Below are 22,092 nucleotides of genomic sequence, written 5' to 3'. Positions count from 1 at the left end.
GGGAATCAGGCGAGGCACTGTGCTTCGCCCCCGCGAACGCCATGCTCTGGAAGTCATGGCCGGTTAGTACACCAGGGACGGTTAACGTAAGCAAGGTTGAAACATGCTGGTCATAAAGAATTTACATGCCCAGGTCGCAGACAAGGAAATCCTCAAGGGCATAGACCTCGAGGTGAAGGCCGGTGAAGTGCATGCAATCATGGGCCCCAACGGCTCCGGCAAGAGCACGCTCGCGAACATTCTCGCCGGGCGCGACGGTTATACCGTTACTGCGGGCAGCGTCAGTTACCAGGGCAAGGACCTGCTCGCACTGGACCCGGAAATGCGCGCGCGTGAAGGTGTATTCCTGGCGCTGCAATATCCGGTGGAAATCCCGGGCGTCAACAACGTTTACCTTTTAAAGACCGCCTACAACTCCATCCGCAAACACCGCGGCGAGGAACAAGTGGACGCAGTGAAGTTCCTGTCGCTGGTCAAGGCCAAGATGAAACTGGTGGATATTGATGCGGCGTTCCTGAACCGGGCGGTCAACGAAGGGTTCTCCGGCGGCGAAAAGAAGCGCAACGAGATTCTGCAGATGCTGGTGCTCGAGCCCAGGCTGGCACTGCTCGACGAAACGGATTCCGGGCTGGACATCGATGCGCTCAAGGTCGTGGCACAGGGCATCAATGCCTTGCGCAGCCCCGAGCACGCCATGCTGCTGGTCACTCACTATCAGCGCCTGCTCGATTACGTGGTGCCCGACTATGTGCACGTGCTGGCCAACGGCCGCATCGTCAAATCCGGCGACAAGACCCTCGCCAGCGAACTTGAACAGCGCGGTTACGAGTGGGTGACGGCCGAGGCCGTTGCATGAACGCCGTGGCCGAACCCGTGCAGGCGTATGCCGACAGCTTCGAGGCGCTGCAAGGCCGACCGGCACCGGACTGGTTGGCAGCGCTGCGCCGCAACGCGTTTGCGCAGTTTGCCGAACGCGGCTTCCCACCGGAGCGACACGAGGACTGGAAGTACAGCAATACGCGCGCGCTGCAGAAACTGCGCTTCAGTCCGGCGGCCACGCAGCCAGTGAACGTACAGCCAGAGTCACTCGCGCCGGTGGTGCTGCCCCAGGCCAGTGCGACGCGACTGGTGTTCGTGAATGGCGTGCCGGCACCCGCACTCAACGCCGGGGCGCCGGATGTCGAAGGATTGCGGATCACGTCCCTGGACGTCGCGCTGCGGGAGCGGGACACGCGCATTCGCGACCTGCTTCTACCCCAGGCGCTCTGGGACAACGATCCGTTCACGGCGCTGAACACGGCGTTTCTCGCCCATGGCACCCTGATTGAGGTATCCGCAGGCACACAAGTTCCCGCTGCGCTGCAATTGATATTCCTCTCCACGCCGCTTGCCAAGCCTTGCGCCAGCCATCCGCGCGTGATCCTCGCGCTCGGCGAGAACGCGCGCCTGACCCTCGTCGAAAGTCATTTTGGCCTGACCGGTGCCGCCAATTTCGCCAACAGCTGCACGCAGATCATGCTCGGTCCCGGAGCGCAGCTCGACTATCTCGCGGTGCAGCGTGAAGCGCCGGATGACTTTCACGTCAGCCGCGTGTACGTGTCACAACAGGAGAACAGCCGCCTGGTCTCGCAGATCTACAATCTGGGCGGCCAATGGGTGCGCAACGACCTGCGCGTGCGCCTGGAAGCCCCCGGAGCGTCGGTGCACATGAGCGGCCTGTATCTCGCAAACCGGCGCCGGCACGTGGACAATCACACGCGCATTGATCACCTGGCGGCGCACACCGCCAGCGATGAGCTGTACCGCGGCATCATCAGCGACCGCGGCCACGCGGTATTCAACGGCAAGGTGGTCGTGGCCGAAGCGGCCGTCAAGACCGACGCCACCCAGACCAACAACAATCTCCTGTTGACGCGCAACGGCGAGATCGACACCAAGCCGGAACTCGAGATTTACGCCGACGACGTGAAATGCAGTCACGGCGCCACCATAGGGCAACTGGATGAGCAGGCGCTATTCTACCTGCGCTCGCGCGGACTGGACCTCGTAACCGCGCGCGAAATGCTGACCGGCGCATTCGCCCGCGTGGTCGCTGAGCGCATCGCCCCACCCGCACTGCGCAGCTTTGCGCAGGCGCAACTCGCCACTGCGCTGCCTCAGGCAGCCGAAGAATGCGCATGAGCACGGTCCGCACTCCGCGCGCCGCCCCCCGCCAGACAACCACGGGCCTTGATCCGCTCCGCTGGCGCAGGGATTTCCCGATTCTGCAGCAGAGCGTGCACGGCAAGCCACTGGTGTATCTCGACAGTGCCGCCACCGCGCAAAAGCCGCAAAGCGTCATAGACGCGGTCGCACGTTATTACCGCGAGACCAACGCCAACGTGCACCGCGGTGTGCACGCGCTCAGTGAACTTGCCACAGTGCAATACGAAGCGGCACGCGAAAAGGTTCGCGCCTTCATCCACGCGGCCTCGGTGCGTGACATCATATTTACGCGCGGCACCACGGAATCGCTCAACTTGGTGGCCCAGAGCTACGGCCGCAGCCACTTGCGCGCGGGCGATGAAATCATCGTGTCGCACATGGAGCACCACTCCAACATCGTGCCCTGGCAACTGCTGGCGGAACAGTTGCGCCTGGATATCAAAGTGATTCCGATTACCGATGAGGGAACCCTGGTCCCGGGCGCCTACGAGCATCTGTTCAGCCCGCGCACACGGCTGGTCGCGCTTGCGCACGTCTCCAACGCACTTGGCACCGTCAACCCGGTACGGGAGATGACGGCGCTCGCGCATCGTCACCACGCACTCGTGGTGCTCGACGGCGCGCAAGCCGTGCCGCACTTGCCCGTGGACGTGCAGGAACTGGATTGCGATTTCTATGCTTTTTCCTCCCACAAGATGTTCGGTCCCACCGGCATCGGCGTGCTGTACGGAAAACAGCCGCTGCTGGAGGAGATGCCCCCGTGGCAGGGCGGCGGCGACATGATCCGCACGGTGCGCTTTTCGGGAAGTACCTGGAACGAGCTGCCGCACAAATTCGAAGCCGGCACGCCCCACATTGCCGGCGCCATCGGCCTGGGCGCGGCCGTGGATTATCTGCAGAACATCGGCATGGAGCGCATTGCGCGCCACGATCAGGAACTGCTGGACTACGGCAGCGAGCACCTGCGGCGCGTCCACGGCCTCAAACTCGTGGGCACGGCGCCGACCAAGGTCGGCGTGCTGTCCTTCGTCATGGACGGCATCCACCCGCATGACATCGGCACCATCGTGGACCAGGAGGGCGTGGCGATCCGTACCGGCCACCACTGCGCCATGCCCGTAATGGAGCGCTTCGGCATCCCCGCCACCGCGCGCGCCTCGCTGGCCTTTTACAACACTCGCGAGGACATCAATGCGCTGGTCGCGGCGCTCGGCAAAGTGCGTGAGGTGTTCCGCTGATGGACCTCAGGGAGCTTTATCAGGACGTGATCGTGGATCACAACCGCAGTCCGCGCAATTTCCGCAAGCTGCCCGACGCCACGCGCACCCAGGAAGGCTTCAACCCGCTGTGCGGCGACAAGCTCATGCTGTATCTCAAGCTGGACGGTGACCGCATCAGCGATGTGAGCTTCGAAGGCTCCGGCTGTGCGATCTCGGTTGCCTCGGCCTCGTTGATGAGCCAGAACGTCAAGGGCAAGACTATTCGGGAAGCCGAACAGCTCTTTGGCCGGATGCGCGCGCTGCTTACCGGAGACGGCCAGAACCTTGATCTGGAAGCACTGGGCAATCTCGCTGCGCTCTCCGGCGTAAGCGAATATCCATCGCGTGTGAAGTGCGCGAGCCTGTGCTGGCACGCCTTGAATGCCGCATTGCGGCCCCCCGCCCAAGCGCGGCCCGCCGAAGTGTCCACCGAATAGCCATGTACGATCGCACGCCCATCCCGCTGCGACGCGCCTGCAAGGCACGCATGGTGCCCTCGGGCAACGAGGTGATCCTGCCCGAAGGCATCATTCTGAACGTCACGCAATCGCTGGGCGGGAGCTTCACCGTGTACGTCGAGGGCAACCTGTTCCGCGTTGCCGGCGAGGATGCCGATGCGCTCGGCCTCGATCCGCCCGAGCAGCCCACGCTGCCCGCAAACCACAGCGAAAGTGACGTGGAGAAGCTCGTCTGGGAGCAGATGAAGACCTGCTACGACCCCGAGATACCCATCAACGTGGTGGACCTGGGGCTGGTGTACGAATGCAAGCTCAACGATCTGCCGGAGGGCGGCAAGCGCGTGGACGTTAAAATGACGCTCACCGCGCCCGGCTGCGGCATGGGCGAAGTGCTGTCACGCGACGTCAAGGAGAAACTCGAGTCCGTGCCGTCCGTGAAACAGGCGCATGTCGAGATCGTGTTTGATCCGCCCTGGAACCGCGGCATGATGTCGGACGAAGCCAAGCTGCAGCTTGGCATGTATTGACGAACACCGGAGTTTAACCATGGCCGAATGGGTGAACGTCGGCTCGGTGGAAGAAATCCCGCCGGGCCAACACAAAACCATAGACATCAATGACGTGCTGATCGCCGTCTTCAACGTGGACGGCGCGTTCCATGCCATCGAAGATGTCTGCACCCACGACGGCGGCATCCTCACCGGCGGCACCGTCGAGGGCAAGGTGATTACCTGCCCGCGCCACGGCGCCCAGTTCGACATTCTCACCGGAGAGGTGCTCGCCCCGCCCGCTTATGAACCGGTGGCGACTTTTCCGGTGCGCGTGCATGAAGGCATGGTGCAGGTCAAGGACGATCGCTGGGATTGAGTGGGCCTGCACTGGTGCGCCGGGCCTGCGCGCCGGCGGCGTAAGTTGATTCACCGCTTGGAATCGTGCCGGTCCGAATCCGGGCTTTCGATTGTGTATTCGCCCTCGAGGGTGACTCCAGCGTGGCGTCCGGTTCTCTTCCGGCGGCGCGAATCCACCCGGCGCAGCCGACTCCAGATAAAAAGGACCGACACGACCACCGCCGCTGCAAAAAACAGCGCAACGACTACAACCAGCCCGGTGACCATTACCAATGCGGCAACGGCCATCAGCAACACCATGGACGCCAGCCGGCGCACGCTTCCACCGCCTGTTCGGCTGCGTATGCGCATGAGGCGATAGCGGCTCTTCAGACTCATATCAAGCGAGGAACTTGCGGCTGATTTCCGCCGCGGCGGCGCACGCGTCAATCGCGCGCATGTCATTCTCCGCGCTGCCTGCGGGCGGCGCAAATGCCAGGCGTCGTTCCGGTGCGTTGATCGTTTGCCAGCGCAGTGCCGTGGACGAGCGCCGGCGCGGAAAGAACGCCGCAGTACGGCAATTCAGCGCGGCGGCAACATGCAAAGGCCCGGTCGAGCCGCTGATGAATAAATCACAGAATTGCAGGTGCTTGGCGAAATCCACCAAGCCTTCACGCGAAACGTAGACCGTGTGGGGTAATCCATCGAGCAGCGCGGAAAGCCCCTGGGCTTTGGCTTCCTCATCCGGCCCGGCCGTCAGCACCACATGTTGGCCGCCCGCTGATTTCAGGCTGCGTATCAACTGCGCATATTGCTCAACCGACAGATTGTTGGCCGAACCGCCGTGACCGGCGTGCACGAACACCAACCGCGCACCACCCGGCACCGCATGGGTGCGCTTGAAATTGCGTTCCAGTGGCTGGATCAGTGCGGCATCAAACTGCAAATATGGCGGTGGCGGTAATGGTGCCTGCGGGCAGCCCTGTTCATTCAGGAAAAACTTCACCAGATCCAGGTTGTATTCAAATTCCGGTTTGAGGGACTGCGAGCGGTGTTGTTTCAACCGATGGTTGTAAAACACCTGCGCAAGCTTGGTAGCGGGAGCAAGCCGCCACCGTATGCCTGCTCGCCAGGCCGCCAAGCCGGTATCGAAGCGCGAGAACAGCGTAATGACCGCGTCAAAGCCGCTTGCTGTCAGCAACTTTCCCAAGGCTCGTGCGTTGCGCAAATCGCCATGCAGCTTCGGGTCAATCAAGGCTGCATCGACAAACGGACAAATCTCCGCCAACGGCGCAGTGTAGGCCGGCACCAGCACGGTGATGTGCGCCTGCGGCAAACTCGCGCGCAGCAGTGCCAACGCCGGCCAGGCAAGCATGAAATCGCCGAGCTTGTCGTTACGGATGACGAGGATGCGCTGTGAAGTTTTCACGCGATATGGATTTATATTGGCGGAGGGGGTGGGATTACTCCGGGCATCCTGCCCTCCGCCCCTTCGGGGCCGCCACCTTGCGGCGTTCAAAATCGCTCCCGGCGATTTTGTCGAACCGGGCTGATTGATTCCTTCGTGGGTTCGAATCCTTGTCAGTAGTTCCACCGTCGTTCACATGGAGCCCATTGATGCTGTTCAAATGCTGTGGCGGAGGGGGTGGGATTCGAACCCACGAACGGTTGCCCATTGCCGGTTTTCAAGACCGGTGCCTTAAACCACTCGGCCACCCCTCCATAGCTGAGTGCAAGCATAACGGAAGCGCCGCAGCGCGGCCATAATTCGCTTGAAATTGGCCATCCAAAGGCTTATTACTTGGTAGCGCGCTGGCGGCGGAGAGAGCCGTCGCTTTCCATTCCTGTCCGAAGCGGAGATCGTCGATGAATAAGGCACCACAAATTTATGTAACCGAAGCTGACTTTGACGCTCTGGAAGACCTGCTCGATTCGCCGGAGGTGCGCAAGCTGGAGGGCATTGAAGCGCTGTGGCAGGAACTGCACCGGGCGCAAGTGGTACCCGCCGACAAGATTCCCGCGAACGTGGTGACCATGAATTCGACGGTGCGCTTCGAGGACGAAAGCGCGGGCACCGCACACCAACTCACACTCGTGTACCCGAAGGATATGGACGGCTCCGGCAGCAAGGTTTCAATCACGGCACCGGCTGGTAGCGCGCTCATCGGGATGTCGGTGGGGCAAACCATAGAATGGCAGGTGCCGGGCGGACGCAAGATCCGCCTGAAAGTGCTGCAAGTCCTGCACCAGCCGGAAACCGCGGCTAAATGACTTCGACTCCGTGCATGTAGGGCCGCAGGATATCGGGGATCCGGATGCTGCCGTCCTGCTCCTGATAATTTTCCATGACCGCAATCAGCGCACGACCGACCGCCACGCCCGAGCCGTTGAGGGTGTGCAGCAATTCCGGTTTGCCGGTTTCGGGATTGCGCCAACGCGCCTGCATGCGTCGCGCCTGAAAATCCGTGCAGTTGCTGCACGAGGAAATCTCGCGGTAGCGGTTCTGGCTCGGCAGCCAGACTTCAAGATCATAAGTTTTGGCGGCCGCGAACCCGATGTCACCGCCGCACAGCGCCACCACGCGGTACGGCAGTTCCAGCTTCTGCAAAATCGTTTCCGCGTGGCCGGTGAGTTCTTCCAGCGCCTGCCATGAATCCTGCGGCTTCACGAGTTGCACCAGTTCCACTTTCTCGAATTGGTGCTGGCGAATCATGCCACGCGTATCCTTGCCGGCCGCGCCTGCTTCGGCGCGGAAACACGGCGTGTGCGCCACATAGCGGCGCGGCAAGCTGTTGGCTTCCAGAATTTCATCCCGCGCCAGATTGGTGACCGGCACCTCTGCAGTAGGCACCAGGAAATAGTGCTGCTCGCCCTGCACGCCAAACAGGTCCTGCTCGAATTTTGGCAACTGACCGGTGCCGGTGAGCGCCGTGCCAGTCACGAGATACGGCACATACACCTCTTCATAGCCATGCTCGCGCGTGTGCAGATCGAGCATGAACTGAGTCAGCGCGCGCTGAAGTTTCGCGAGCGTACCCCTGAGTACCACGAAGCGCGCACCGGAGAGCTTGGCAGCACTCTCGAAATCCATGCGCCCACCGGTCGCGCCCAGGTCCACGTGGTCGCGCACCGTGAAATCGAATTTGCGCGGCTGGCCCCAGCGGCGGACTTCCGTGTTGGCGGTATCGTCGCGGCCCTCCCGCACGCTGGCATGCAAAAGATTTGGCAGGTTGAGCTGAAACGCCCTCAGCTCCGACTCCACGGTACTGAAATCCTGCTCCGCAGTCTTGAGCTTGTCACCCAGATCTGCGACTTGGGCCAGCAGTGGCGCAGCATCGTGGCCTTTGCTCTTGGCCACGCCGATTTCTTTCGAGCGGCTGTTGCGCTCGCTGCGCAACTGCTCCATGCGCGTCTGCAATTCCTTGCGCCGCGCTTCCAGCCGTGCATAGGCCGCGGTATCCAACGCAAATCCGCGGCGCGCCAGATTGCGCGCTGCGGCTTCGGGTTCGGTGCGGAGCAATTTCGGGTCGAGCATTATTTTGGTTTGCTGGTGTTTTTAATGGCCGCCGCGTCGCGTTGGCGCAGCTCGGCGAGCTTCTCCGCGATCTTCATTTCGAGGCCACGCGCCACTGGATGATAATAGGTTTTGGCCGGCATTGCCTCAGGGAAATAGCTCTCTCCCGCTGCATACGCATCCGGCTCGTCGTGCGCATAGCGGTACTCGCGTCCATAGCCCAGTCCCTTCATCAGCCGCGTCGGCGCATTGCGCAGCGCCAGAGGCACTTCCAGCGTGCCGTATTGCCTCGCATCGCTCATGGCGGCGTCGAACGCGGTGTATACGGCATTGCTCTTGGGTGCGCAGGCGAGATACACGACGGCCTGAGCAATGGCCAGCTCGCCTTCCGGTGAACCCAGCCGTTCCTGTACGTCCCAAGCATCCAGCGCCAGGGCCAGCGCGCGTGGATCGGCATTGCCAATGTCCTCGGAAGCCATGCGCACCACGCGCCGCGCGATGTACAGGGGATCACAGCCGCCGTCCAGCATGCGCGCCAGCCAGTAGAGCGCGGCGTCCGGTGCCGAACCACGCACCGACTTGTGCAGCGCGGAAATCTGGTCATAGAACAGCTCGCCGTGCTTGTCGAAGCGACGCAGGCCGCCGGAGATCACCTCATGCACGGTTTGTTCGCCGATGACTTCGCGGCCGTGCGCCGGCTCGGCCAGATCGGCCGCGAGCTCCAGAAAATTGAGCGCGCGGCGGGCGTCGCCATCGGCGGCAACCGCAAGCTCATCGCGCAGGGGAAAGGCCAGTTCCAGCGGCCGCGCGCCCAGCCCGCGTTCCTTGTCAGCCAGCGCATTGTCAATGACATGGCGGATGTCGGCCACGGTCAGCGGCTTGAGGATGTAAACGCGGGCACGCGACAGCAGCGCGTTGTTGAGTTCGAACGAGGGATTCTCAGTAGTCGCGCCGATAAAAGTCAGCGTACCGTCCTCGACGAACGGCAGGAACGCATCCTGCTGATTCTTGTTGAAGCGGTGCACTTCGTCCAGAAACAGCACGGTGGCAACGCCTGCTTCGCGGCGGCGCGCCTGCGCGCGCTCCACCGCCTGACGCACGTCCTTGACTCCGGCCATGACGGCAGAGAGCGCAATGAAATCCGCGTGACTGGCTTGCGCGAGCATGCGCGCCAGCGTGGTCTTGCCGGTACCCGGCGGCCCCCAGAAGATCATGGAATGTAGATGCCCGCTTTCCAGAGCGCGCGTCAACGGCTTGCCTGGCCCGAGCAAATGTTCCTGACCGGCGAATTCGGCCGCGCTGCGCGGCCGCATGCGGTCAGCCAGCGGTTGGCTTTCGGACAAGATCATGTTCACGTCCGCCGATCCATGCATATACACTGCCGAGCCAAATGCGCGGCAGCCCCGCTCCCAGCAGGGCTCCGCCGATGTCTATCAACCAGTCAAACCAGCTCGGGTCACGGCCCGTGTATCCCTGCAGGATTTCCAGAATCCCGCCCATGGCGATGAACGCAAGCGTCAGGCCGGTCAACCAGCGCCGCCCGGGCAACACGGCGCTGAACCATGCCGCCAACAAAGCGTAAGCCAGGAAATGACCGATTTTGTCCAGATGCGGGATGAGCTGCAATTCATCGGGCGGTTTGGGCGTAAGCGTGATCCAGATGACGAAGATCACCAGCAGCCAGCCCGCTCCCAGCCAGCCGCGGTAAATCCAGAGACGGTGCATGTTGTAAACCGCGGTTCAGCTGCCGGGCTTGCCGGCATCACCGATCACATCGGCGCCGGGTGGCGGCGTGAACTTGAACAGACTGTCGGGTAACGCGGGATTGACCTGCACGTGACTGAAGGTGATGCGCGTGAGGTTGCCGAGCGCGTCCTTCAGTTCCATGACCGCGACCAGATTGCCGCGGAAGCCGAGCTTTACACTGTCGAAATCGGTGTCCTTGATCTTGGGCGTCACGCCCACCCACTCGAGGCCGTTTTCCACGCCCAGGTTCTTGACGATGAAGTTCCGCTGCACGTCGTTGGAGCCGGCAAGCAACACCGCCGGACTCGCGGCCAGCGTACCGGTGAGCGGTTTGACCGTCACCTGTTGCAGCTCCACGTCGTACATCCACACGCGCGTGCCGTCGGCGTCGATGATTTCCCGGTTGGGCGCGGCATAGTCCCAACGGAAACGGTTGGGTCGCTTGAGGATCAGCGTTCCCGAGGATTGCTTGATGGTTTGCAGATTGGCGTCCAGCACCACCTGGGTAAAATCGGCTTTCAAGCTGTGCACCCGGCTCAGGAACGCCTGCATGCGCGCCACCGCGTCGCCGGATGGCGCCGCCAACGCCGCCGAAGGCAGGCAGACAAGAAACAACAAGGCCGCTTGCTTGAAGGTCATGATGTGCACCATCTTCTCCAACATGCTATCTTGGTCCTCACTCTTAACGCCTCACGCCTCACGCCTCACCCCTCACCTTCCTCTATACCCGGCGGCGGCGCCACCAGCACTTCACGCATGCCGTTGGATTGCAGCGGCCCGACGATGCCCGCGACTTCCATCTGCTCGATCATGCGCGCCGCGCGGTTGTAACCGATCCTCAGGCGCCGCTGCACGCCCGAGATCGAGGCGCGGCGCGATTCGGTCACGATGCGTACCGCCTGATCGTAGAGCGGATCGGACTCGGCATCGCCGCCTTCACCGCCGACGTCGCCCAGTCCGGGTATTCCCGGCAGGGATTCGGCCGGTGCCTGCAGGATTTCCTCCAAATAATTTGGGGCATTGCCTTTCAAACCCTTGCGCAGGTAATCCACCACCTTGTGGACTTCCTGGTCGCTCACGAACGCGCCGTGCACGCGCATCGGTACCGAGGTGCCGGGCAACAAGAACAGCATGTCGCCGTGGCCAAGCAGCGATTCCGCACCCTGCTGATCGAGGATGGTGCGCGAATCCACGCGTGCCGATACCTGGAAGGCGATACGCGCCGGAATGTTGGCCTTGATGAGGCCGGTAATCACATCCACCGACGGCCGCTGGGTGGCGAGGATCAGGTGTATCCCGGAGGCGCGCGCCTTCTGCGCGAGTCGCGTAATCAGCTCTTCGACTTTCTTGCCGACCACCAGCATCATGTCGGCCAGCTCGTCCACCACCACCACGATGCTGGGCAGCGGTGTAAGTGTCGGGATGTCGGCATCGTCCAGTTCGTTGAGTGCTTCGGGCGTGAGCAACGGATCGCGAATCGGCCGGCCGGCATCGGCCGCGTCCTTGACCTTGCGGTTGTAGCTCGCGAGATTGCGCACGCTTACCGATGCCATGAGCCGGTAACGGCGCTCCATTTCCACCACGCACCAGCGCAGGGCGTTGGCGGCCTCTTTCATGTCGGTCACGACCGGTGCCAGCAGGTGCGGAATGCCTGCATACACCGAAAGCTCCAGCATCTTGGGGTCGATCATGATGAAGCGCGTGTGCTCGGGCGTGGCCTTGTACAGCAAGCTCAGCGTCATGGCATTCAAGGCGACGGACTTGCCCGAGCCGGTGGTGCCGGCAATCAGCAGGTGCGGCATGCGTTCGAGGTCCGCCACCACCGGGTTGCCGCTGATGTCCTTGCCAAGCGCCAGCGTCAGCGGCGAGCGCGACTCGTCGTATTCGCGCGACTTGAGGATTTCACCGAGCGTCACCAGTTCGCGCACTTCGTTGGGAATTTCCAGCCCGATCACGGATTTTCCCGGGATCACCTCCACCACGCGCACGCTGATGGCGGAAAGCCCGCGCGCCAGGTCCTTGGCGAGATTGGAAATCTGGCTGACCTTCACGCCCGGCGCCGGCTGCAACTCGAAGCGCGTGACCACCGGGCCGGGATTCACCGCGACCACCTGCACTTCCACGCCGAAATCCTTGAGCTTCAACTCCACGGTGCGCGACATGGCTTCCAGCGCGGCTTCCGAGTAGCCGGCCACTTTCGACGGTGGATCGTCGAGCAAGGCCAGCGGCGGAAGCTTGGCATCGGAAACCGGCTCAAACAGTGGTACCTGGCGCTCGCGCTCCACGCGCGGGCTCGGCTCCACGGTTTTCAGCACCGGCTCGATGCGCGGCTTGGGCCGGTTCTGCACGTCTTCCTGGTGCAGGCGCACGATTTCGATTTGCTGCTCGCGGCTGCGGCGCGCTTGGATGGCTTCACGCAGCCAACCCCAGCGATTGCGCGTACGCTCGGCGGCCAGCAGGCAGAAACGGCCGATGCGATCCATGAGCGCAATCCACGACAAGCCGGTAAACACCGTCACCGAGCTCAGGAACAATGCGAGCAGCAGCAGCGTCGCACCCAGATCGCTCAGGCCGTGCGCCATGCCCTTGCCGATGACATCGCCGAATATGCCGCCCGCGTCCGCCGGCAGTCTGTGGGGTGCAATGTGCCAGTTGAGCGAGGCCAGCCCGGCGGCGGTTAGCAGCGCGAGAACCAGCCCGCCAATGCGCAGCGACACCTGCAGCTTGTTTGCCGGTTGGCCGGATTTGCGGTTGCGGAACACCATCCAGCCCGCCCAGGCGAGCAGCACGGGAACCAGATAGGCGGGATAGCCGATGAGGAAATACAGCGCGGCCGCGAGCCATGCACCCACCGGACCGATGGCATTGTGTACCCGGCCACCCTCCCCGCTAAAGAACGGGCTGGGATCCTGCGGGCTGTAGGTCAGCAGGCAGACGAACAGCAGCACCGCAATGGCGAGCAACACCCACAGCAAAGCCTCCTTGAGGCCCTGGACCAGATGGATGGCGAGGGGTGAGCGGGTGTTGGCCTTGCGCGTCGCCTGCGCCACGTTTCGTCCTGATGTTAAGAAAATGTAACCGGCAGTTTACAAAGAAATTCAATCAAGTCAGCAATGCGGGGTGAACTACCCTGCCGCCCTCGACATTGATGCCCTTGCGCAGGGCGTCCGAGTCGCGCCAATTGCCGGCGGCCAGTGTAAGCGCATACGGCGTGATGGCCGCTGACAGCGCCTGCGACGAGGTGCGTGGCACCGCCCCCGGCATATTGGTCACCGTGAAGTGGATCACACCCTCCCACACGTAGGTCGGCTTGTCCCAGGTGGTGGGACGGGTGCTTTCCACGCAGCCGCCCTGGTCCACGGAGATATCCGCAACTACGCTGCCGGGCTGCATGGCCTTGACCATGTCGGCCGAAACCACGTGCGGCGCCTTGGCACCGGTCACCAGCACGGCACCCACCACGATATCGGCCGCCTTCACGGCCTCGGCAATATCCGCCTTGTGCGCATACAGCGCGGTCACGTTCGCGCCCAGAGCGCGCATGCGCTCCATGCGCTCGCGGGAAATGTCGAACACCGTGACTTCGGCGCCCAAGCCGGCCGCCACGGCGGCCGCGGCACCGCCCGCCACACCCGCGCCCACAACCACGACGTGCCCACGCTTCGCGGCCGGTACGCCGCCGAGCAATATGCCCTTGCCGCCCTGCGGCTGATGCAGCAGATGCGTACCAACCTGAATCGCAAGCCGGCCTGCGATATCGCTCATGGGAGCGAGCAATGGCGTGTGCCCATCCACTTCGACGGTTTCAAACGCCACTGCAGTCAGACCGATCTTCTTGAGTGCCTCGGTAAGCTGGGGAAGCGCCGCGAGGTGCAGATAGCAGAACAGCAGGTGCTCCTTGCGCAGCAGCTTCAGGTCCGGCGCAATGGGTTCCTTGACCTTGACGATCATTTCCGCCTTGGCGTACACGTCGGCGGCGCCGGGCAGCACCTCCACGCCCACGGCGCGGTATTGCTCATCGCGGTACCCGCTCTTGATGCCGGCATCCTTCTCGATGCATACCTGATGGCCATGGCGAACCAGTTCGGCCGCCGCGGCGGGGATCAGTCCGACCCGGCCCTCCAGTGGTTTCAATTCACGGGGAATACCGATGCGCATGATGGCTCCTTTAGCTTGCAGTCAAAATTCGATACCATGAAAAAAGCGTGTGCACGCGCAACGCTGTCAGTCGTAATGACGATCAGGCGTGCGCGAACTCTACTCTGAGCAAGGCTCCAGACGCGAAACCGGGCGCGGAGTGCGCCCGTTTTTGTTCAGTCCAGCACCTGGAAAACGCCGTCGGGGACTTGAATTTGGCTCCACGGCCACCAAGTGACCCGCCCGGAGGTCAAATTATACATGAGTAAGCCCAAACACCGCCGCTTGATCATCCTCGGCTCCGGCCCGGCCGGCTACACCGCGGCCGTGTATGCCGCACGCGCGAACCTGAATCCCATGCTGATTACCGGCGTGGAACAGGGCGGGCAGTTGATGACCACCACCGAAGTGGACAACTGGCCGGGCGATGTCGAAGGCCTGATGGGACCCGCGCTCATGGAGCGCATGCTGAAACACGCGCAACGTTTCAAGACCGAGGTGGTGCTCGACCAGATCAGCCACGCCGATTTGAGCGCACGCCCGTTCGAGTTGCGCGGCGACCAGGGCGAATACACCTGCGATGCCCTCATCATCGCCACCGGCGCCACCGCCCGCTACCTCGGGCTGCCCTCGGAAGAAGCCTACAAGGGCCGCGGTGTATCCGCCTGCGCGACCTGCGACGGATTCTTCTACAAGGGCGAGGACGTGGCGGTGGTGGGCGGCGGCAATACCGCGGTCGAAGAAGCCCTGTATCTCGCCAACATCGCGAAGCGCGTGACCGTGGTGCACCGCCGCGACCGTTTCCGCGCGGAGAAAATCCTGGCCAACGAACTCATCGGAAAAACCCGGGGCGGGAACGTGGATATTCTCTGGGATCACACCCTGGATGAAGTGCTAGGCGACGACTCCGGCGTCACCGGTGTGCGCGTGCGCAGCACCAAAGACGGCAAGAGTACGCGCGATCTGAAACTCAAGGGCCTGTTCATTGCCATCGGCCACACCCCGAACACGCAATTGTTCGAAGGCCAGCTCGACATGAAAAGCGGTTATATAAAGGTGAAGAGCGGCATCGAAGGCAATGCCACCGCGACCAGCGTTGCGGGCGTATTCGCCGCCGGCGACGTCATGGATCATGTGTACCGTCAGGCCGTGACCTCGGCCGGCAGCGGCTGCATGGCGGCGCTGGATGCCGAAAAGTACCTGGACTCGCTAGCACGAAAATAACTGCGGGAATACCGCCCTCTGCTTAATCTTGAAGAGTCGTGACCGAGGCGGCTCCGGGCATCCTGCCTCAAGCATACGTACATCCTTATACATTGGCCGCTCCTACCTTAGGAGCGCCATTCCTAGCGCGATGGTTTTTTGAATCGCGGCTATAAGCCATTTCTACAAATGGCCGGGGCGCCGCGCTAAGCTGAGCGCGTGCGTGTTCAGGTCCACAATTCCATTGACGCCATACCCGCGGCTGACTGGAACCAGCTCGCCGGCGACAATCCCTTCGTAAGGCACGAGTTTCTCGCCGCGCTGGAACACAGTGGTTGCGTGGGCGCGGACACCGGCTGGCAGCCACAGCATCTTGTCTGCACCGACGACAGCGGACGACTTACCGGCGCGCTGCCGCTGTATCTCAAGACCCATTCGTGGGGAGAATTCGTGTTCGATTGGGCGTGGGCCGACGCTTACCAGCGCGCTGGCCGGCCTTATTACCCCAAGCTCGTGGCGGCCGTACCGTTCTCGCCCGTGACCGGCCCGCGCCTGCTGACTCTCGCGGGAACGGACCGCCGCGCGATTCGTGAGGCACTCGTGGCCCAGACCGTGGCGCTCGCGGCCAATCACCAAGCGTCATCCGTACACTGCCTGTTCCCGGAAGAAACCGAAACCGACGACTGGCAACGAAAGGGATTTCTGCTGCGCAAGGACTGCCAGTTCCATTGGCACAACCATGGCTATCAAAGTTTTGATGAATATCTGACCGCGCTGTCGGCGGAGAAAAGGAAGAAAATCAAACGCGAGCGTCGGCGAGTGCGGGAGACCGGGATTTCGTTTCAGACCTGTCGCGGCGGCGATCTGGATGCAAGGTTGCTGAAGATCCTGTATCGCTTTTACGCGATCACCTACGCCAAGCATGGTCACACGCCTTACCTGAACCTGAGCTTCTTCAAGGAGATTGCGCGTACCATGCCGAACAGCCTGCTGGTGAACTTCGCCAGTCTTTCCGGCGAGCCGGTGGCCTGTGCGGTCTGCTTCCGCAATCGCGACACGCTTTACGGCCGCCACTGGGGCTGTGCGCAGGAATACCCCGACCTGCATTTCGAAACCTGCTATTACCAATGGATTGAATACTGCATGCGTGAGGGAATCGGCCACTTCGATCCCGGTGCACAGGGCGAACACAAACTCGCCCGCGGCTTCGAGCCCGTGGCCACCCGGTCCATGCACTACATCGCGGAACCCGCCTTTCGCGGCGCAATCGCGGATTTTCTGCAACGCGAAACCCGCATGATGGAGGCTTACATTCAGGCCGCGACGCAGCATCTGCCGTTCCGCAACTATAGGTCACACACCGATCAAACCGCCACCATCCTGTAGAGCGCCCAACGAAACACACGCAATGACAGCTGTCACACGTTAAATCCCCCCCTTTCGAACTCCGCAATCATGCTTCGTCCGAAAGTCCAGGGCAGTCCTGAACACTCTGCCATCCTGCGCCGTGTTCAGGTCCAGGGAGACCATCCCTGGTCTCCCGCATAGCGCTTCGCGCTGTGCCCATGACTGCCCGCTCGGAGCTTTGCTTCTCACCCCCCTTTTCCAAAGGGGGGAACTGCGCTTCGCAACCGGCGCATGACATCGCCGTGCACCAATGGCTACCACTCGATGCTTCGCCCCCTTTGCAAAGGGGGCCGGGCGCTTTACGCACGGGGGGATTTGCCTCAAGTACCCATGTTGTACGCAACTCTGGCGAATGCCCCGTGGGCCGCGCTTGTGATACTTAAGCCATGGTTGCATGATTGTTCCGGACGTTTACCAGCGCCACGTCAAAACATGCGGGAACCTGGCTTCAAACTGTTCTGGATTCCATCCCGCGCCGCGCCGGATACGTTTCCGCCCGTGGAACATGCCCTGCGCGAGCCGGACGGCCTGCTGGCCGCGGGCGGCGACCTTTCGGTGGACCGGCTGCTCAACGCATACCGGCGCGGAATTTTCCCCTGGTACAGCGACCCGCAGCCGATCCTGTGGTGGTCGCCGGATCCGCGCTGCGTGATTCTTCCCGGCAAGCTGCACATATCGCGGTCACTGCGCAAGACCTTGCGCCAGGGCGGTTACGATGTCAGCACCGACACGGCGTTCGCAGAAGTCGTGCGCGGTTGCGCAGGCCCGCGACGCAATCAACCGGATGGCGGCACCTGGATCACTGATGCCATGCAGGCGGCGTACCTGGAATTGCACCACCTGGGACACGCGCACTCCGTTGAAGTGCGCATGGACGGCGAACTCGTGGGCGGCATTTACGGGGTGGCGCTCGGCCGGGCGTTTTTCGGCGAGTCCATGTTCAGCCAGCGCCCCAACGCGTCCAAGATCGCACTGGTCTGGCTTTCAGCAAAGCTTTCCGAGTGGGGCTACGAGCTGTTTGACTGTCAGGTGCATTCCGCGCACCTTGAGCGCATGGGCGCGCTATTGATCCCGCGGGCTGAATTCATCCGCCGCCTGCAGCACGCAGCCGCGGAATCCGGTCACGGCTCAGCGTGGCCGCAGGCACGCACAAGCGGTGTGCCAGGCTCACCATGACACGCTCCCTGCGCGTATTGCTGCTGTCGCCGGAACATCCCTGCGCGTATCTCCCAGAGCGAACCGCGCGCACCCTGTTTCTCGACCCACGCATGGTTGCGCGACCCGCGTACGCGGAGCTGCTGGCGCAGGGATTCCGGCGCAATGGCGCTTTCTATTACCGGCCCCACTGCCGGGATTGCCAAGCCTGCGTGCCGTTGCGCATCCCGGTGCACGAATTCCGGCCGGATCGCGCCCAGCGGCGCGTGTGGAACCGGAATCGCGATCTCGATGTGCGCCTGCGTGCGGCGCAATTCCAGGACGAGCATTTCGCGCTGTATCGGCGTTACCAGCGCTGGAAACATCCCGGCGGCGGCATGGATCAAGCCTCGCCTGACGACTACGCAAGCTTCCTGCTCATGCAACCGCACGGCTCGCTGCTCGCGGAAATGCGCCTGGCTGGGCAACTCCTGGCCGTCGCGGTCATGGACGTGTCGGGCGATTCCATGTCGGCGGTGTATACGTTTTACACACCCGATATGCCGCGGCGCAGCCTCGGCACCTACGGCATACTCTGGGAAATCGCCGAAGCCCGGCGCCGCGGCCTGGCATGGCTGTATCTCGGCTACTGGATCGCGGCCAGCCAAAAAATGGCCTACAAGGAGCGCTTTCTCCCCCACGAACGTTTGACGGAAAACCGCTGGCAACGCATCTCCCGAACCGGCCCTTGATTTGAAGTCCGCGCCGGATTCCGGCAGAATCTGCGCGCCTTGAAAGGGCCGCGGATCCGGGAACGTATGCCGAAAGAAGAAAACATCGAGATGGAAGGCAAGGTCGTCGAGACCCTGCCCAACACCACATTCCGCGTGCAACTGGACAACGGCCACGTGGTCCTGGCGCACATCTCGGGGCGCATGCGCAAGCACTACATCCGCATCCTCACCGGCGACCGCGTCACGGTCGAGCTGACCCCTTACGATCTCACCAAAGGCCGCATCACCTACCGCGGCAAATGACAGGCATGCGCGTTTACCGCAGATGCATACCGGGCAAATTGCAGGAGTTCTGGCAGGCACTCGTGCTGCAAGGCGGCGCCTATCATAAGGTCACCGGCACCAAGACCGTCAACCTGGGCGGCTGCACCAACGTCATCGTCAATACGCAATTCAAGAACCAGATCGTCGGCCTGTGTGTGACGTTCGACACAAGCGGGAAAATCGGCGACCTGCACCTGGTGCCGGCTTTCTGAAGTTTACCCGGGGACGCATCCGGCTCCGCGATAGCGTATCGCGGGGCAAGTCAAACACAGCGGCAGCAGGAAAGTTATTCGGCTTCGGCCGGATGCGCTTCTGCCGGGACGGCCGCTGACGGCTCCACGGCGATATCGAACTCGCCGTTGTTGACTCCCACGTGTACGCGGCCGCCGCCGGCAAGTTTGCCGAACAGCAATTCCTCGGCGAGCGGTTTCTTGAGGTGTTCCTGGATGACGCGTGCCATGGGACGCGCGCCCATCTTCGCATCGTAGCCGCGTTCGGCAATCAGCCGGCGCGCGGCTTCGTCCACTTCCAGCGCCACGCCCTTCTGCTCCAACTGATGCTCCAGCTCGATCACGAACTTGTCCACCACCTTGGCGATGGTACGCGCATCCAGACTGTTGAAGTGGATGATGGCGTCGAGGCGATTGCGGAATTCCGGGCTGAACAAGCGGCGGATGGCTTCCATGCCGTCCGGCGTGTTGTCCGACTGGGTGAAGCCGATGGACGGGCGCGCCATGTCCTGGGCGCCGGCATTGGTGGTCATGACGACGATGACGTGGCGGAAATCCACCTTGCGGCCGTTGTTGTCGGTGAGCGTGCCGTGGTCCATGACCTGCAACAGCAGGTTGAACACCTCGTTGTGGGCCTTTTCGATTTCGTCCATCAACAACACGCAATGCGGGTGCTTGAGGATCGCATCGGTCAGCAGGCCACCCTGATCGAAGCCCACGTAGCCGGGCGGCGCGCCGATGAGGCGCGATACCGTGTGGCGCTCCATGTACTCCGACATGTCGAAGCGCTGGAACTCGATGCCCAGGATCAGCGCCAGCTGCTTGGTGACCTCGGTCTTGCCGACGCCGGTCGGACCCGCAAACAGGAACGAGCCGATGGGCCGGGTTTCGGGGCCGAGGCCCGAGCGCGAGGTCTTGATGGCCGTCGCCAGGGTCTCGATGGCCTTGTCCTGCCCGTAGATCACCAGCTTCAGGTCGCGTTCCAGGTTGCGCAGGCCCTCCTTGTCGGAAGCCGACACGCTCTTGGCCGGAATGCGCGCCATCTTGGCGACGATTTCCTCGACATCCTGCACGCTGATGGTCTTGCGGCGCTTGCCGGGCGGGCGCAGGCGCATGTTGGCGCCGGCCTCGTCAATCACATCGATAGCCTTGTCCGGCAGGTGCCGGTCGTTGAGATAGCGCGCGGCCAGCTCCGCGGCCTTCTCCAGCACCTTGGCGGGATATTTGACTGCATGATGCTGCTCGAACTTGTGGCGCAACCCCTTGAGGATGCGCACGGTCTCCTCCACCGTCGGTTCCGGCACGTCGATTTTCTGGAAGCGCCGCGCGAGCGCCCGGTCCTTCTCGAACACTCCGCGGTATTCCTGATAGGTGGTCGAGCCGATGCACTTGATTTCGCCGTTCTGCAACACCGGTTTGATGAGGTTGGACGCGTCCATGACGCCACCGGAGGCCGAGCCCGCGCCGATCACGGTGTGGATTTCGTCGATGAACAGGATGTTGCCGGCATCCTTCTTGAGTTCGGTGATCACGCCCTTGAGACGCTTTTCGAAATCGCCGCGGTACTTGGTGCCGGCGATCAGTGCGCCCATGTCGAGCGCGTAAATGGTGCTGTCGCGCAGGATTTCCGGCACGCGGTCTTCGACGATCAACAGCGCCAAACCCTCGGCCAGGGCGGTCTTGCCGACTCCGGCCTCGCCCACGAACAACGGATTGTTCTTACGGCGCCGGCACAGCACCTGCACGGTACGCTCGATTTCGTGCTCGCGGCCGATGAGCGGATCGATCCGGCCCTCCTTGGCACGCTGGTTGAGATTGCTGGCGTACATCTCCAAAGCCGTGCGGCCGGGCTTGGCGCCGGCCTCGCCCTCCTCGTCGCCGGATTCCGTGGTGCTTGCGGGAGCCTCGTCCTCGTGGATTCTGGAAATGCCGTGCGAGATGCAGTTCACGATGTCGAGACGCGTGATCCCCTGACGGCCGAGCAGATACACCGCGTTGGAGTCCTTCTCGCCGAAAATCGCCACCAGCACGTTGAGCGCCGAGACCTCCTTGTGACCGGAGGATTGCACGTGGAACACCGCGCGTTGCAATACGCGCTGGAAACCCAACGTGGGCTGCACGTCCGGATCGGGCTGATCGAGGCGCGGCGTGTTCTCGTCGATGTAACGCGTGAGCTCATGCTGCATGGACTGGATGTCGGCGCCGCAGGCACGCAGCACCTCGGCCACCCGCGGCGTGTCGAGCAGCGCCAGCAACAGGTGCTCGACGGTCATGAACTCATGACGTTTGGCACGCGCCTCCTTGAAGGCGGTGTTCAGACAGAATTCCAGTTCCTTGCTGAGCATGCTCAAGCTTCCTCCAGGGTGCAGAGCAGCGGATGCTGGTGTTCGCGCGAGTAGTCGTTCACCTGTGCAGCCTTGGTTTCGGCGATTTCGTAGGTGAATACACCGCACACGCCTTTGCCCCGGGTGTGCACGTGCAGCATGATCTGGGTGGCGCGGCTGCGATCCAGGCGGAAGAAGGTCTGCAGGACTTCGACCACGAACTCCATCGGGGTGTAGTCGTCGTTCAGCAGCACCACCTTGTACAGCGGCGGTTTCTTGAGGCGCGGCTTGACCTCCTCGACCACCAAGCCGCGCTGATATTCAGTGTCCTGCCGTTCCTCGCTCATGGACTGATTTTAGCCCGATTTCCCGCGGCGGGCAGCCGTAACGACGAACGGTCCGGGCGCAACCGGAAACGCAACCTCATCCCCGGTCAGCAGCCGGAAATGACTGCCGAAACCTGCGCTCAGGCCACACTGCCGCCGGTGGCCCTTGAGGCACGGCCAGCCCTGTCAGTATGATGCAGCCGCAGCTCAGGGCCGTTTGCCCGCAGCTGCTCCCGGTCATGAGCCGCAAAGATTCGACAGCAT

The 22,092-nt window shown here is 62.6% G+C and carries 23 protein-coding genes and 1 tRNA gene; 13 read left to right on the top strand and 11 right to left on the bottom strand.

Annotated elements, in window-relative coordinates:
- The first annotated feature begins 103 nt into the window (after window positions 1-103).
- Genes sufC through VJR90_04695 form a run of 6 tightly spaced genes read left to right on the top strand, consistent with a single transcriptional unit; the run spans window position 104 to window position 4,789 of the window.
- Entirely contained in the window at window positions 104-856 is a 753-nt protein-coding gene (sufC, locus tag VJR90_04720) for a Fe-S cluster assembly ATPase SufC (GenBank protein ID HKV96780.1), read from the top strand.
- Entirely contained in the window at window positions 853-2,181 is a 1,329-nt protein-coding gene (gene sufD / locus VJR90_04715) for a Fe-S cluster assembly protein SufD (protein ID HKV96779.1), read from the top strand. The genes sufC and sufD overlap by 4 nt, the downstream gene beginning before the upstream one ends.
- Window positions 2,178-3,443 (top strand): cysteine desulfurase, encoded by a 1,266-nt coding sequence (locus tag VJR90_04710; protein HKV96778.1) that lies wholly within the window; start codon window positions 2,178-2,180, stop codon window positions 3,441-3,443. The genes sufD and VJR90_04710 overlap by 4 nt, the downstream gene beginning before the upstream one ends.
- Window positions 3,443-3,901 (top strand): SUF system NifU family Fe-S cluster assembly protein, encoded by a 459-nt coding sequence (locus VJR90_04705; GenBank protein ID HKV96777.1) that lies wholly within the window; start codon window positions 3,443-3,445, stop codon window positions 3,899-3,901. Before VJR90_04710 ends, VJR90_04705 begins: the two co-directional genes overlap by 1 nt.
- A 2-nt stretch (window positions 3,902-3,903) precedes the next feature.
- The gene (gene sufT, locus VJR90_04700) at window positions 3,904-4,449 is read left to right on the top strand and encodes a putative Fe-S cluster assembly protein SufT (protein HKV96776.1); all 546 of its coding nucleotides are present in this window, start codon (window positions 3,904-3,906) and stop codon (window positions 4,447-4,449) included.
- Window positions 4,450-4,468: 19 nt separating this feature from the next.
- Window positions 4,469-4,789 carry a non-heme iron oxygenase ferredoxin subunit gene (locus VJR90_04695; protein HKV96775.1) on the top strand — a complete coding sequence of 107 codons (321 nt, stop codon included), beginning with the start codon at window positions 4,469-4,471 and terminating at the stop codon, window positions 4,787-4,789.
- A 50-nt stretch (window positions 4,790-4,839) separates the two neighbouring features.
- Here VJR90_04695 and VJR90_04690 read toward each other — a convergent pair whose 3' ends face one another.
- From VJR90_04690 to VJR90_04680, 3 genes are all read right to left on the bottom strand, one after another.
- A complete protein-coding gene (locus VJR90_04690; GenBank protein HKV96774.1) occupies window positions 4,840-5,088 on the bottom strand; it encodes a hypothetical protein in 249 nt (82 codons plus the stop codon).
- 61 nt (window positions 5,089-5,149) lie between these two features.
- Window positions 5,150-6,178 carry a glycosyltransferase family 9 protein gene (locus VJR90_04685; GenBank protein HKV96773.1) on the bottom strand — a complete coding sequence of 343 codons (1,029 nt, stop codon included), beginning with the start codon at window positions 6,176-6,178 and terminating at the stop codon, window positions 5,150-5,152.
- Window positions 6,179-6,383: 205 nt separating this feature from the next.
- Window positions 6,384-6,471 (bottom strand) — tRNA-Ser (locus tag VJR90_04680).
- A gap of 144 nt (window positions 6,472-6,615) precedes the next feature.
- Between VJR90_04680 and rnk the strand changes: the two genes are divergently transcribed.
- A complete protein-coding gene (rnk, locus tag VJR90_04675; protein ID HKV96772.1) occupies window positions 6,616-7,020 on the top strand; it encodes a nucleoside diphosphate kinase regulator in 405 nt (134 codons plus the stop codon).
- Here rnk and serS read toward each other — a convergent pair.
- From serS to ald, 6 genes are read right to left on the bottom strand one after another with little or no spacing between them, the layout of a single operon-like run.
- Window positions 7,013-8,284 carry a serine--tRNA ligase gene (gene serS / locus VJR90_04670; GenBank protein HKV96771.1) on the bottom strand — a complete coding sequence of 424 codons (1,272 nt, stop codon included), beginning with the start codon at window positions 8,282-8,284 and terminating at the stop codon, window positions 7,013-7,015. The genes rnk and serS overlap by 8 nt on opposite strands.
- Window positions 8,284-9,612: a replication-associated recombination protein A gene (locus VJR90_04665; protein HKV96770.1), complete on the bottom strand. Its 1,329-nt coding sequence runs from the start codon at window positions 9,610-9,612 to the stop codon at window positions 8,284-8,286. Before VJR90_04665 ends, serS begins: the two co-directional genes overlap by 1 nt.
- Entirely contained in the window at window positions 9,581-9,988 is a 408-nt protein-coding gene (locus tag VJR90_04660; GenBank protein ID HKV96769.1) for a VanZ family protein, read from the bottom strand. The genes VJR90_04665 and VJR90_04660 overlap by 32 nt, the downstream gene beginning before the upstream one ends.
- A gap of 15 nt (window positions 9,989-10,003) precedes the next feature.
- Entirely contained in the window at window positions 10,004-10,672 is a 669-nt protein-coding gene (gene lolA / locus VJR90_04655; GenBank protein HKV96768.1) for an outer membrane lipoprotein chaperone LolA, read from the bottom strand.
- A gap of 41 nt (window positions 10,673-10,713) precedes the next feature.
- Window positions 10,714-13,059, bottom strand: coding sequence for a DNA translocase FtsK 4TM domain-containing protein (locus tag VJR90_04650; GenBank protein HKV96767.1), 2,346 nt, complete (start codon window positions 13,057-13,059; stop codon window positions 10,714-10,716).
- A gap of 52 nt (window positions 13,060-13,111) precedes the next feature.
- The gene (gene ald / locus VJR90_04645; GenBank protein ID HKV96766.1) at window positions 13,112-14,167 is read right to left on the bottom strand and encodes an alanine dehydrogenase; all 1,056 of its coding nucleotides are present in this window, start codon (window positions 14,165-14,167) and stop codon (window positions 13,112-13,114) included.
- A 240-nt stretch (window positions 14,168-14,407) separates the two neighbouring features.
- On the opposite strand from ald, the gene trxB reads away from it, so the two are divergent.
- The 6 genes from trxB (at window position 14,408) to VJR90_04615 (ending at window position 19,160) form a co-directional block, all read left to right on the top strand.
- A complete protein-coding gene (gene trxB, locus VJR90_04640; protein ID HKV96765.1) occupies window positions 14,408-15,370 on the top strand; it encodes a thioredoxin-disulfide reductase in 963 nt (320 codons plus the stop codon).
- A gap of 198 nt (window positions 15,371-15,568) precedes the next feature.
- On the top strand, window positions 15,569-16,735 hold the full coding sequence (locus VJR90_04635; GenBank protein HKV96764.1) for a GNAT family N-acetyltransferase: 1,167 nt from the start codon (window positions 15,569-15,571) through the stop codon (window positions 16,733-16,735).
- Window positions 16,736-17,188: 453 nt separating this feature from the next.
- Window positions 17,189-17,932, top strand: coding sequence for a leucyl/phenylalanyl-tRNA--protein transferase (gene aat, locus VJR90_04630; GenBank protein ID HKV96763.1), 744 nt, complete (start codon window positions 17,189-17,191; stop codon window positions 17,930-17,932).
- Complete coding sequence (locus VJR90_04625) at window positions 17,929-18,642, top strand: arginyltransferase (GenBank protein ID HKV96762.1); 714 nt, start codon at window positions 17,929-17,931, stop codon at window positions 18,640-18,642. Before aat ends, VJR90_04625 begins: the two co-directional genes overlap by 4 nt.
- 66 nt (window positions 18,643-18,708) lie before the next feature.
- Window positions 18,709-18,927, top strand: a complete 219-nt coding sequence (gene infA, locus VJR90_04620; GenBank protein HKV96761.1) for a translation initiation factor IF-1 — start codon at window positions 18,709-18,711, stop codon at window positions 18,925-18,927.
- Window positions 18,928-18,932: 5 nt separating this feature from the next.
- Window positions 18,933-19,160 carry a hypothetical protein gene (locus tag VJR90_04615; GenBank protein ID HKV96760.1) on the top strand — a complete coding sequence of 76 codons (228 nt, stop codon included), beginning with the start codon at window positions 18,933-18,935 and terminating at the stop codon, window positions 19,158-19,160.
- A gap of 74 nt (window positions 19,161-19,234) precedes the next feature.
- Here VJR90_04615 and clpA read toward each other — a convergent pair whose 3' ends face one another.
- Together clpA and clpS are read right to left on the bottom strand one after the other, a co-directional pair.
- Window positions 19,235-21,523, bottom strand: coding sequence for an ATP-dependent Clp protease ATP-binding subunit ClpA (gene clpA, locus VJR90_04610; GenBank protein ID HKV96759.1), 2,289 nt, complete (start codon window positions 21,521-21,523; stop codon window positions 19,235-19,237).
- 2 nt (window positions 21,524-21,525) lie between these two features.
- Window positions 21,526-21,849 (bottom strand): ATP-dependent Clp protease adapter ClpS, encoded by a 324-nt coding sequence (gene clpS / locus VJR90_04605; GenBank protein ID HKV96758.1) that lies wholly within the window; start codon window positions 21,847-21,849, stop codon window positions 21,526-21,528.
- Window positions 21,850-22,092 lie beyond the last annotated feature (243 nt).

This window comes from Gammaproteobacteria bacterium (assembly GCA_035279405.1).
Classification (GTDB): domain Bacteria; phylum Pseudomonadota; class Gammaproteobacteria; order Natronospirales; family REEB76; genus REEB76.
The sequence above is the reverse complement of the archived record's forward strand: the minus strand, read 5'-3'. Positions and strand labels throughout refer to the sequence as shown.

Bases quoted from the DNA above. Each gene is read 5' to 3' on its own strand.
- sufC (HKV96780.1), top strand. From the start codon at position 104: ATGCTGGTCATAAAGAATTTACATGCCCAGGTCGCAGACAAGGAAATC.
- sufD (HKV96779.1), top strand. From the start codon at position 853: ATGAACGCCGTGGCCGAACCCGTGCAGGCGTATGCCGACAGCTTCGAG.
- VJR90_04710 (HKV96778.1), top strand. From the start codon at position 2,178: ATGAGCACGGTCCGCACTCCGCGCGCCGCCCCCCGCCAGACAACCACG.
- VJR90_04705 (HKV96777.1), top strand. From the start codon at position 3,443: ATGGACCTCAGGGAGCTTTATCAGGACGTGATCGTGGATCACAACCGC.
- sufT (HKV96776.1), top strand. From the start codon at position 3,904: ATGTACGATCGCACGCCCATCCCGCTGCGACGCGCCTGCAAGGCACGC.
- VJR90_04695 (HKV96775.1), top strand. From the start codon at position 4,469: ATGGCCGAATGGGTGAACGTCGGCTCGGTGGAAGAAATCCCGCCGGGC.
- rnk (HKV96772.1), top strand. From the start codon at position 6,616: ATGAATAAGGCACCACAAATTTATGTAACCGAAGCTGACTTTGACGCT.
- serS (HKV96771.1), bottom strand. From the start codon at position 8,284: ATGCTCGACCCGAAATTGCTCCGCACCGAACCCGAAGCCGCAGCGCGC.
- VJR90_04665 (HKV96770.1), bottom strand. From the start codon at position 9,612: ATGATCTTGTCCGAAAGCCAACCGCTGGCTGACCGCATGCGGCCGCGC.
- VJR90_04660 (HKV96769.1), bottom strand. From the start codon at position 9,988: ATGCACCGTCTCTGGATTTACCGCGGCTGGCTGGGAGCGGGCTGGCTG.
- lolA (HKV96768.1), bottom strand. From the start codon at position 10,672: ATGTTGGAGAAGATGGTGCACATCATGACCTTCAAGCAAGCGGCCTTG.
- ald (HKV96766.1), bottom strand. From the start codon at position 14,167: ATGCGCATCGGTATTCCCCGTGAATTGAAACCACTGGAGGGCCGGGTC.
- trxB (HKV96765.1), top strand. From the start codon at position 14,408: ATGAGTAAGCCCAAACACCGCCGCTTGATCATCCTCGGCTCCGGCCCG.
- aat (HKV96763.1), top strand. From the start codon at position 17,189: ATGCGGGAACCTGGCTTCAAACTGTTCTGGATTCCATCCCGCGCCGCG.
- VJR90_04625 (HKV96762.1), top strand. From the start codon at position 17,929: ATGACACGCTCCCTGCGCGTATTGCTGCTGTCGCCGGAACATCCCTGC.
- infA (HKV96761.1), top strand. From the start codon at position 18,709: ATGCCGAAAGAAGAAAACATCGAGATGGAAGGCAAGGTCGTCGAGACC.
- VJR90_04615 (HKV96760.1), top strand. From the start codon at position 18,933: ATGCGCGTTTACCGCAGATGCATACCGGGCAAATTGCAGGAGTTCTGG.
- clpA (HKV96759.1), bottom strand. From the start codon at position 21,523: ATGCTCAGCAAGGAACTGGAATTCTGTCTGAACACCGCCTTCAAGGAG.
- clpS (HKV96758.1), bottom strand. From the start codon at position 21,849: ATGAGCGAGGAACGGCAGGACACTGAATATCAGCGCGGCTTGGTGGTC.